This is a genomic window from Streptomyces adustus, assembly GCF_009377175.1.
Lineage (GTDB): Bacteria > Actinomycetota > Actinomycetes > Streptomycetales > Streptomycetaceae > Streptomyces > Streptomyces adustus.
Genome location: NZ_VJZD01000309.1, coordinates 1 through 10,175, shown reverse-complemented (window position 1 = coordinate 10,175; position 10,175 = coordinate 1). Strand labels below are relative to the sequence as shown.

General features: G+C 71.2%; 9 protein-coding genes. 6 read left to right on the top strand and 3 right to left on the bottom strand.

The features are described from left to right. The first annotated feature begins 87 nt into the window (after positions 1-87). The 6 genes from FNH09_RS41190 to FNH09_RS41165 all read left to right on the top strand — a co-directional run bounded on the left by FNH09_RS41190 (position 88) and on the right by FNH09_RS41165 (position 4,795). On the top strand, positions 88-495 hold the full coding sequence (locus FNH09_RS41190) for a roadblock/LC7 domain-containing protein (RefSeq protein ID WP_152894987.1): 408 nt from the start codon (positions 88-90) through the stop codon (positions 493-495). After that, positions 492-839 (top strand): DUF742 domain-containing protein, encoded by a 348-nt coding sequence (locus tag FNH09_RS41185; RefSeq protein ID WP_152894986.1) that lies wholly within the window; start codon positions 492-494, stop codon positions 837-839. The genes FNH09_RS41190 and FNH09_RS41185 overlap by 4 nt, the downstream gene beginning before the upstream one ends. After that, on the top strand, positions 820-1,449 hold the full coding sequence (locus FNH09_RS41180; RefSeq protein WP_238427408.1) for a GTP-binding protein: 630 nt from the start codon (positions 820-822) through the stop codon (positions 1,447-1,449). The genes FNH09_RS41185 and FNH09_RS41180 overlap by 20 nt, the downstream gene beginning before the upstream one ends. Continuing rightward, on the top strand, positions 1,446-2,669 hold the full coding sequence (locus tag FNH09_RS41175) for a cytochrome P450 family protein (RefSeq protein WP_162469860.1): 1,224 nt from the start codon (positions 1,446-1,448) through the stop codon (positions 2,667-2,669). Before FNH09_RS41180 ends, FNH09_RS41175 begins: the two co-directional genes overlap by 4 nt. Beyond that, positions 2,666-3,892: a cytochrome P450 family protein gene (locus tag FNH09_RS41170; RefSeq protein ID WP_152894985.1), complete on the top strand. Its 1,227-nt coding sequence runs from the start codon at positions 2,666-2,668 to the stop codon at positions 3,890-3,892. Before FNH09_RS41175 ends, FNH09_RS41170 begins: the two co-directional genes overlap by 4 nt. Positions 3,893-4,075: 183 nt before the next feature. Next, positions 4,076-4,795 (top strand): alpha/beta fold hydrolase, encoded by a 720-nt coding sequence (locus FNH09_RS41165; protein WP_152894984.1) that lies wholly within the window; start codon positions 4,076-4,078, stop codon positions 4,793-4,795. Positions 4,796-4,895: 100 nt separating this feature from the next. On the opposite strand, the gene FNH09_RS41160 is transcribed toward FNH09_RS41165, so the two are convergent. The 3 genes from FNH09_RS41160 to FNH09_RS41150 form a co-directional block, all read right to left on the bottom strand. Next, positions 4,896-6,188: a ThuA domain-containing protein gene (locus FNH09_RS41160; protein ID WP_152894983.1), complete on the bottom strand. Its 1,293-nt coding sequence runs from the start codon at positions 6,186-6,188 to the stop codon at positions 4,896-4,898. Positions 6,189-6,213: 25 nt separating this feature from the next. Beyond that, positions 6,214-8,364, bottom strand: coding sequence for an RICIN domain-containing protein (locus tag FNH09_RS41155; RefSeq protein WP_152894988.1), 2,151 nt, complete (start codon positions 8,362-8,364; stop codon positions 6,214-6,216). A 156-nt stretch (positions 8,365-8,520) separates the two neighbouring features. Then, the gene (locus tag FNH09_RS41150; RefSeq protein WP_152894982.1) at positions 8,521-9,903 is read right to left on the bottom strand and encodes a ricin-type beta-trefoil lectin domain protein; all 1,383 of its coding nucleotides are present in this window, start codon (positions 9,901-9,903) and stop codon (positions 8,521-8,523) included. Positions 9,904-10,175: the final 272 nt, after the last annotated feature.

Sequence of the window (10,175 nt, the reverse complement as noted above, 5' to 3'; positions counted from 1 at the left end):
GCGGCGGACCGCCGCTCCCGCCCCGCCCGAGACGGCCTCCGACACCCCGTCCCACTCACACGCGTACCCGGAAGGCGACACCACCTCATGACCGGCACGACCACCGCCGACGAGAAGCTCACCTGGCTCATCGAGGGGCTCCTGGAGCGCACCCCCGGCGCCCGGCACGCGCTCGTGCTCTCCCGCGACGGACTGAAGCTCTGCCGCACCAAGGAGCTGACGGTCGATCAGGCCGACCACCTCGCCGCCATCGCCTCCGGCCTCCAGGCGCTCTCGCACGGCGCCTCGGTGGAGTTCGGCGACGGCAGCGGCGGCGTGCGCTCGTCGATGACCGAGTTCTACGGCGGAACCCTCTTCATCGTCGAGGCCGGCGAGGGCGCGCACCTGGCGGTGGTGACCACCGAGGACGCCGACGCGGGACTGATCGGACACAACATGAGCGAGCTCGTGGAACAGCTCGGCGAGCACCTGACGGCCCCGCCGCGCACCGCATGAGCCGCCCCGGCAGGGACGACAGCCCCGACCGCCTCTACACCCTCACCGGAGGGCGCAGCGGGGCCGGACCGGACAGCCCGTTCGATCTGGTCACGCTGGTGGTGGCCGAGTGCGAACCGTCCCCCGGCATGCAGTCGGAGCACGCCGCGATCCTGCGGACGACCCGGTCGCCCACCGCGGTGGTGGAGGTCGCCGCGGACCTCGGCCTCCCCGTGAGCATCACCAAGATCCTGCTGTCCGACCTGCTGGCGACGGGCCGCGTGAGCGCCCGCCACCCCCGCACGTCGGTCCTTCCCGACCCCGACATCCTGGAGCAGGTGCTCGTTGGACTCCGCAACATCTGACGCCCGCACCCCGCTGGGTGCCACCGCCGACAACGGTCTGAAGATCGTGATCGTGGGCGGGTTCGGCGTCGGCAAGACGACCATGGTCCGCTCGGTGAGCGAGATCCGTCCCCTCAACACCGAGGAGACGATGACCCGGGCCGGCGAGTCGGTGGACGACGTCAGCGAGGTGCGCGGCAAGACCGCCACCACGGTGGCCTTCGACTTCGGCCGCATCACCCTCGACGCGCGCAACGTCCTCTACCTGTTCGGCGCGCCGGGACAGGAGCGCTTCTGGTTCCTGTGGGACCGGCTGTTCTCCGGCACGCTGGGCGCGGTCGTCCTGGTCGACACCCGCCGCATCGACGACTCCTGGTACGCGATCGACCGCCTCGAACAGCACGGCACGCCGTTCATCGTGGCCTGCAACGACTTCGGGGGCTCCGGCCGGCACTCGCACGCCGCCGTCCGCGAGGCGCTCGACCTCGATCCCGAGGTGCCGCTGATCGACTGCGACGCCCGCTCGCGAGAGTCCAGCAAGGACGTCCTCATCACCCTGGTCCAGCACATCAGGAACAGCTACGCCGGGCAGTCGGCCCGGACCGCCGCGCCCCCACGGGAGTTCGTGTGACCACCGACGCCGTGCCGCTCAGCGGCTCCCGATTCCAGACCGACCCCGCCCTGCTGTACCGGGAGATGCGACGCGACCACGGCGCCGTCACCCCGGTGCTGCTGGACGGCGACGTCCCCGCGTGGCTGGTGCTCGGCTACCGCGAACTGCACCAGGTGACCGGTGACCCGGTCCTCTTCAGCCGCGACTCGGAACTGTGGAGCCAGTGGGACGCCATCCCCGCCGACTGGCCCCTGCTGCCGATGATCGGCCGAAAGCAGCCGTCCATCCTCTACACCGTCGGCGAACGCCACCGCGAACGCGCCGCCATGATCAGCAACGCCCTGGAGGGCGCCGACCCGTTCGAACTGCGCCGCCACGCCGAGCGGTTCGCCGACGAACTGATCGACTCCGTCTGCACCGTGGGCGAGGCCGACCTCATCGGCCAGTACGCCATGCTGCTGCCGGTGCGCGTCCTGGCCCGCCTGTACGGCTTCTCCGACGAGGACGGCCCCGGACTGGTCACCGCCCTCAACGACATGATCGACGGGCGCGAGCGGGCCCTGGCCGGCCAGATCCATCTGGCCACCTCCATGACGGAGTTGGTGGCCGGGCGCCGGGCCGCGCCCGCCCGGGACGTCGTCTCCCGGATGCTGGCGGACGACAGCGGCTTCACCGACGAGGAGATCACCCAGGACCTCATGGTGATGATGGCCGCCGGGCACCAGCCGACCGCCGACTGGATCGGCAACTCGCTGCGCCTGATGCTCACCGACACCCGCTTCGCCGCCTCGCTCTTCGGCGGCCGCCACAGCGTCGCCGAGGCCATGAACGAGGTGCTCTGGGAGGACACCCCCACCCAGAACGTGGCCGGCCGCTGGGCCTCCCGCGACACCCACCTCGGCGGGCGCCGGATCCGCGCCGGGGACCTGCTGCTGCTCGGCCTTCAGGCGGCCAACTCCGACCCGCAGGTGCGCACCGACGCCTCCGCCCTCACCGGCGGCAACAACGCGCACTTCTCGTTCGGGCACGGCGAGCACCGCTGCCCGTTCCCCGCCCAGGAGGTCGCCGAGGTGATCGCCCGGACGGGCATCGAGGTGGTCCTGGACCGGCTGCCCGACATCGACCTGGCGGTTCCGGCGGAACGCCTGAGCCGTCGTCCCTCGCCGTGGCTGCGCGGGCTGACCGAACTGCCCGTGCGCTTCACACCCACCCCTGCCCTGGGAGGCAACCGACCATGACGTCCGGCACCGAAGCAGCACGGATCGCGCTCGATCCGTTCGTCACCGATCTGGACGGCGAGAGTGCGAAGCTGCGCGCCGCCGGCCCGCTGGTGGAGGTCGAACTCCCCGGCGGGGTTCCCGTGTGGGCCGTCACCCACCACGCCGAGGCGAAGGCGCTCCTGACCGACCCCCGGCTGGTCAAGGACATCGACGTCTGGGGTGCCTGGCAGCGCGGCGAGATCCCGGCGGACTGGCCGCTGATCGGCCTGGCCAACCCGGGCCGCTCCATGCTGACCGTGGACGGCGCCGACCACCGCCGGATGCGCACCCTCGTCGCCCAGGCGCTGACCCCGCGCCGAGTGGAGGAGATGCGGGACCGGATCGCACAGCTGACCGAAGAACTGCTCGACCGGCTGCCCGCGGACGCGGACGTCGTCGACCTCAAGGCGGCCTTCGCCTACCCGCTGCCCATGTACGTCATAGCCGACCTCATGGGCATCGAGGAGGACCGGCTGCCCCGGCTGAAGGAGCTGTTCGAGAAGTTCTTCTCGACCCAGACCGCGCCCGAGGACGTCCTCGCGACCCTGGTCGAGCTGGCCGGCATCATGGCCGAGACGGTCGCCGCCAAGCGGGCCGAACCCGGTGACGACCTCACCAGCGCACTCGTCCTCGCCTCCGAGGACGGTGACCGGCTCACCGACGAGGAGATCGTCTCCACGCTCCAGCTGATGGTCGCGGCCGGGCACGAGACCACCATCTCGCTCATCGTCAACGCGGTCGTCAACCTCTCCACCCACCCCGACCAGCGCGACCTGGTGCTGTCCGGCACGGTGGACTGGTCGGCGGTGGTCGAGGAGACGCTGCGCTGGTCGACCCCGACCTCGCACGTGCTGATCCGCTTCGCCACCGAGGACGTGCCCGTCGGCGACCGGGTCCTCCCGGCCGGGGACGCGCTCATCGTGTCGTACGGCGCGCTCGGCCGCGACGAGGCCGCGCACGGTCCGACGGCCGGGGAGTTCGACATCACCCGCGAGACGCGCACCCGGCACATCTCCTTCGGGCACGGCCCGCACGTGTGCCCGGGGGCGGCACTGTCCCGGCTGGAGGCCGGGGTGGCGCTGCCGGCGCTGTACGCTCGCTTCCCGCGGCTGGAGCTCGCGGTACCGGCGTCGGCCCTGCGCAACAAGCCGGTGGTGACCCAGAACGACCTGTTCGAACTGCCGGTGCGGCTGACCGTCTGACACCCGGCCGTGGCCTCGCCATGACGGCCACGGCCGTACGGACGGACCGTACGCGGTCGGGGCGGGCCCGGGACTCCCGGACCCGCCCGCCGACCGGCCGGGCCACCGGACCTCCGGCCGGAATGATCGGTGAGCAACTGCTGATCCGGGCGTCGGCGCACGCACGGACGGCAAGGAGGACGGATGACCGGGCACGACCACACACCCGCTCCCGGCACGGCGGGTCCGCCCACCGCGCTGGTGGCCCGCCGGGCTCCGGCCACGGCGCGTGCCGCGGTGCTGTTCCTGCACGGCGGCGCTGCCGACGGCCGGACCCGGTCCCGGCCCTGGCATCTGGCGGCGGTACGGATGCGGCCGTTCACCGCGGCCGTGTCCGCCGCGCTGTCCGACGACGGCGTCTTCCTGGGAGAGGTGCGCTACCGGGTCCGGGGCTGGAACGGCGAGGACGCGGATCCGCTGCGGGACGCCCGGCGGGCACTCGACGAACTCTCCGGGCTCGTCGGCGACGTCCCGGTGGTCCTCGTGGGCCACTCGATGGGCGGCCGCGCGGCCCTGCGCGCCGCGGCCGCGCCGCAGGTCCGGGCCGTGCTGGCGCTGGCCCCCTGGTGCCCGGACGGCGAACCGGTGACCCAGCTGCGGGGCAAGGACGTGTTCGTGCTGCACGGGGACCGCGACCGCACCACCGACCCGCACGCGTCGGTGGCGTACGTGCGCCGGGCCCGCGAGGCGGGCGCGCGGGCGGGCGTCGTGCTGGTGAAGAACGGCGACCACGCCATGCTCCGCCGGGGCGGCAGCTGGCATCGCACGGCGGGTTCGGCGGTCGCCGCGCTGCTGTCGCCCGGCGCCCCCGCTCCCGACCTGCTGGCCACCGCCTTCGCGGCGACCGGACCGGGCGTGCTGTAGCCGACGGCCTCGACGGCACCTCGCGGCGCACACGCGGAACGTCCGGTCGCGGTCGCGACCGGACGTTCCGCCGTCCCTGCCCAGGCTCAGATGGGCAGGGTCAGGGCTGTGCCGTCAGGGTGAAGCGCTGCGCGGAGGTGCCGTCGCAGGTGCGCTGGGTGAGCTGCACACTGTTCGCCGCGCCGGCCGCCGCCGTCAGGCACTTGCCGCTGTGCCGCGCTGTGAGGCGGTAGTGCCCGGGGCTCTCCTCGACCGGCAGCCACTGCTGGTTCTGTCCGCCTCCGTAACTCCACAGCTGCAACGGTGCGTTGTCGGCGGTCGAGACGCCGGTCACGTCGATGACCTGCGCGGGGTTGGCGCGTACGCCGACCTGCCGGTAGCCGCTGTCGGTCGGGCGGAACCGGAACTGCTGCGCCTGCGTGCCGTTGCAGGCGTACTGCTGGATCGCGGTCCCGTTCGCCGTGGCGGCCGAACGGGCGTCCACACAGGTGCCGTTGCCGTCGTTCGTCAGCGAGTACCAGGCCGTCTCGGAGATCGGGCCGGTCGGCGGGGTCGTGCCGTCGGACCCGCCCAGCCACTTCAGCCCGTCCAGCAGGAACCGGTTCTGCGTCTCGCTCGCGAACGTCGACGACAGGCGGGTGTTCGTGTCGTAGTTCATCGCGTTGTGACCGAAGTTCGCGTACAGCATCCGGTACTTCGTGTTGGTCCACAGGATCGGGTAGTAACCGCTGTACCAGCTCTGGTTCGGGTCGGTGCCCAGCGGGAAGCTGCTGGGGTCGACGGAGGCCAGGATCTTGATGTCCGGGTTCTGGCGCAGGTCGTTGGACCAGCTGTACCACTCGCTGACCGCCGAGGTGAACGTGGCCGGCAGGTTCCTGGTGGCCGGGTGGGTGCGGTCCTCGACCTTCAGGACGGCCGAGGTCGGTCCCCAGGTGTTGGAGCGGAAGTTGCCGCTTCCGAGGAACTGGTTGTGATACCAGGGCCAGCTCGCCGCGTCGGTGGTGAAGGCCGAGACATGGAAGCCCAGCCAGCCGCCGCCGCCCCGCATGTACTGCTCGAAACCTGCCCGTTGGGCGGCCGTCTGCGGCAGGTCGTCGAGGAACACCACCACTTGGTAGGCGTTGACGCCGCCGTTGCTCAGCAGGTTCCAGTCGGTGCTGGCCGTGTAGGTGAAGCCGTTCGCCGCGGCCTGCCGCGGGAACCAGTCGTTGGCCTCCTTGTCGAAGTCGATGTGCGCCGCGTCCCAGGTGCCGCTGTACAGCGCCAGCACCTTGAACGGGGTGGCCGCCGTGCTCGCCCGGGCGGCGGGCGGCGCGGCGAGGGTGAGCAGGGTCGCCAGCAGCAGGCAGACCCGCAGGGCCGCGCGTGCCGTACCGGAAGTGAAGGTGCTCATCGGCTGACTGTCCTCTCCGCGCGGGTCACGGGTAGCTGACGAGGTTGGCGACGTTGGTGGCGGAGTTGGACGGCCCGCCCCGGTCGTTGACGACGTGCCGGATCGTGCCGGTGCCGCCCAGGGAGACCGTCACCATGTCCTTGAACCGCACGTTCGCGTTGTTCGGGGCCTCGATGGCCCGCTCGGCGGCGACGGCGGAGTTGACGTTGAAGTAGCAGTAGCTGCCGAAGCCGTACACCTGATGGCTCGTCACCGAGTTCGCCACCTTGTAGGCGGCGTAGCCCTGCGTGGAACCGTTCGTCCAGGCTGCCTGGTTGGGCGGGTCGTAGGGCATCTCGTTCTGGTAGAAGTACGTGCGGCCGCCGTTGCCGTTCCAGACCGTCTGGTACTTCTGGTAGTGCTCGACGAACAGGCCGTACATCGTCACGTCGTCGCCGTTGACGACCAGGCCGGTGTCGGCGGTGTTGCTGGTCCAGCCCACCCCGCTGCCGTGGTCGGCGCGCCACAGCCACAGGTGGTCGCCGATGACGTCGTCGCTGTTGACGGTCAGGCTGGTGGTCGCCCTGCCGACGCCCGCGCCGCCGATCCGGAAGAACACGTCGTGCAGCGCGCTGGGGTCGGCGCTGTGGTCGGCGGCGGAGCCGCTCGGGCCCATCTCCATGAGCTGCGCGGAGTTGGTGGTCCCGGCGTCGATCAGCAGGCCGGCGAGCTGGACGCCGTCGACGTCGGCGACGGACACCGCGGTGATCCCGTTGTCGGGGACGAGCGTCGCGAGGCCCAGCCCCAGGACGACCGTGTCGGCCCGGTTCACCTTCAGGGTCTGGTCGAGGTGGTAGACCCCGGGTGTCACCAGCAGGTTCTTGCCCTGGGCGAGCGCGTCGTTGAGCTGCGCGGCGGTGGCGCCCGGCTTGACGACGAAGAAGTCGGACAGAGGCAGCGAGGTGCCCGCCGGGGTGCCGGCGCTCCAGGTCGTGCCGCTGCTGTCCGTACGCGCGGAGGGCACGAACACCTTCCAGGCGCCCGCCGCGTCGACGTACAGGAAGGGCTTCTCACGGGTGACCGGCGCCTGTGCGACGGTGGTGTACGGAGGGCTGGGGAAGCTGTTCGCGGGCGCGTTCCTGGCGCCGACGAACACCATGTTCCAGTTGGAGCCGGTCCAGCTGCCCCACTCGGTGTTGCGCGACAGCCACTGCTGCTGCGAGCCCGAGTTGACCTGTCCGTCGATCTTCGTGTCGGCCATGTAGCCGCCGCTGGACCAACCACCGTCGTCCAGGGCGAGGTTGCCGCGCAGATGCATCCGCCGGTACGGGGCCGCCTGCGACACCGCCCAGCGGTCCGCGCCGCCCGTCGGGGTCACCGACAGGTTCTCCGCGGACCGCCAGAAGTTCTGGGTGGCGTTGCCCTGGAACCAGTCGGCCTCGGCGTGCACCGAACCGCGGATGTTCACGTCGTCGGGGGAGAGGCCGAGACCCGCGACCTGGGTGTAGAAGCCGACGTTGGCGTTGGCGTCGTAGGTGCCGGGCTTGAACAGGAAGGCCTTGCGGGCGGTGCCGAACTGGTTGGTCTCCTGCTGCGCGAAGGCCGCGTCGAGGCTGCTCTGGATGGTGGCCGCGGGCGTCGACGGATCGAAGACGGTGACGTTCGGGCCGAGGTCCGGGGTGCCGGGCGGCGGGGTCACGTCGACAGAGGTGACACGGAAGGACTGGGCCGCCGTGCCGTTGCACGTGTACTGCTGGAGCTGCACGCTGTCGGCGGTGGACGCGCTCGGCACGTCGAGGCACTTGCCGCTGTTGCGGTTCACGAAGTGGTAGGCGCCACCGGCCTCCGCAACGGCCTGCCACTGCTGGTTGGCGCCGCCGCCGTACGTCCACAGCTGGACCGGCGCGCTGTCGGCCGTCGAGACACCGGTGACGTCCCAGGCCTTGGTCGCGTCGGTCCGGTTGTCCACCCGGGCGTACCCGCCGGAGGTGGCCGTCACCCGCCACTGCTGGGCCTGGCTGCCGTTGCACGCGTACTGCTGGACCACGGTGCCGTCCGCGGTCCCGGCCGCGCGGGCGTCGACGCACTTGCCGCTGCCCGCGTTGACGACGGTGGCCCAGCCGGTGGGCAGTGCGGCGGCCGCGGCGGACGCCCGGTCCTGCGTGGCGAGCGTCAGACAGGACACGGTCGCCGCCATGACGGCGACCACGGACACCGCCCTCGCCGTCCGGGGACGGCCGGACGGCGGACTGCTGGATCTGGACACAGGAACTCTCCTGGAATGGTGGGGGGGATGGTGCAGGGCCCGGGCGGTGCGGGGCCCGGGCGGTGCGGGGCCGGGCGGTGCGGAGGGTCAGCCGGTGTACTTCGCGAGGACGCGGGTGTAGTCCCAGTTCTGCTGGCTCACCCCGGAGCAGCTGTCGGCGACGCCGCCGGTGCAGGGACGGTCGCGGTTGACCGACCAGAACGTCAGCCGGGCCAGGTGGTGTTGCTGCGCGTAGCCGAGGATCGCCTGGAAGTCGGCGACGGTCACCGTCTCGTTCTGGTCGGTGATCCCGTTCATGGAGGAGATGCCCATGTCGCGGTACGCCTGGTCGTCGCTGTAGCCGTACGCGTTCTTGAGCGCCGTCCTGAGGCCCTCGGCGGCCCGCTGGGTGAGCGTGCCCATGTTCTGTCCCGCGCCGCCGAAGTCGAATGGCATGATCGTCCAGCTGTCCACGGTCAGCCCGGAGGCCGCGGCCCGGTTGATCAGACTCGTGTCGGGGCCGTTCTGCCCGGTGCCGATGGTGACGTACACCTTGAGGCCCGGGTTGTTGGCCTTGACCGTCTTCAGCGCGTCCACGGTGCGCTGCTGGACCGTCGCGCTGCTGTAGGCGTCGGCCTCGATGTCGATGTCGATCGCCTTGAGACCGTAGGCGTTGACGACCTTCTGGTACGCGGCCGCCAGCTCCCCGGCGCTGGAACAGGAACTCTCCAGCTTGTTGCCGCTGTAGCCGCCGAACGACGGGATGACGTCACCGCCGCCCGCGCGCACGGTGGTGACCGTCTGCTGGTCGACGCCGCCGGTCAGGGGGCGGCTGCCGTCCCACTGCGGATTGCAGTAGCCGTTGCTGAGCACGAACGCCAGCGTGAACCACTTGACGCCGGTGGCGTTCATGACGGTGGTGGGACTGGGCGGGTTTCCCCACCCGTTGTACAGGTACGGCGCGACGGCCATCGGGGCGGACGGTGTCGTGCCGCCGCCTCCGGCCGCGGGTGCGGTCCACTTCTGGTTGGCGCCGCCGGTGCAGGTCCAGAGCTGGATCGGGGTGGCGTTCGCGGAGGTGTTGCCCGTGACGTCCGCGCACTTGTCGGCCTGCGGGTTGACGAGGTCGCGGGCCGTGGAGACCGTCCACCTCTGGTTGGCGCCGCCGGTGCAGTCCCACAGTTGGAGCCTGGCCCCGTTCGCGGTCGAATTGCCGGTGACGTCAAGGCACTTGCCGAGCGCCCGGACCGTCCCGTCGGTGCCGACCGTCCACTGCTGGGCGGCGGTGCCGTTGCAGTCGTAGAGCTGTACGGCCGTACCGTTCGCCGGGTTCGCACCGGCCACGTCGAGGCACTTGCCCGCGAGGCCGGTGATCGTGCCGGTGGCCGCGGCGGCGGGGGCCGTGCCGAGGGCGCCGGCCGAGAGCGCGAGCAGAGCGGTGGTCAGCGTTCCGCGCAGCACGACGGAGCGTGCCGGGAGTCGATTGGTCATCAGGAAGTCACAGTCTTCCGCTGGAGGCTGATGGTGGGGGGCGTTCACATCCATGAATGATGAGCGCATTCATGGAACCGCGGTGTTCGGGAACCTAAAGGTCTGAACCACAGTCGTCAAGCTGTGAAGCAACTGTGCTTTCGAATTCGCCTACGATCGCGATGAGTTGAACGCATGAAGGCGTGGGAACCCGTGTGAACATGGGGAGTTGAGGCCGTGATCGCTCACAATCCGACGTCGGCTCGGAGTGGGTGCGAAGCGCTCACTGCCCC

Coding starts and splice junctions, on each gene's coding strand:
- FNH09_RS41190 (WP_152894987.1), top strand. CDS start 88: ATGACCGGCACGACCACCGCCGACGAGAAGCTCACCTGGCTCATCGAG.
- FNH09_RS41185 (WP_152894986.1), top strand. CDS start 492: ATGAGCCGCCCCGGCAGGGACGACAGCCCCGACCGCCTCTACACCCTC.
- FNH09_RS41170 (WP_152894985.1), top strand. CDS start 2,666: ATGACGTCCGGCACCGAAGCAGCACGGATCGCGCTCGATCCGTTCGTC.
- FNH09_RS41165 (WP_152894984.1), top strand. CDS start 4,076: ATGACCGGGCACGACCACACACCCGCTCCCGGCACGGCGGGTCCGCCC.
- FNH09_RS41160 (WP_152894983.1), bottom strand. CDS start 6,188: ATGAGCACCTTCACTTCCGGTACGGCACGCGCGGCCCTGCGGGTCTGC.
- FNH09_RS41155 (WP_152894988.1), bottom strand. CDS start 8,364: ATGGCGGCGACCGTGTCCTGTCTGACGCTCGCCACGCAGGACCGGGCG.
- FNH09_RS41150 (WP_152894982.1), bottom strand. CDS start 9,903: ATGACCAATCGACTCCCGGCACGCTCCGTCGTGCTGCGCGGAACGCTG.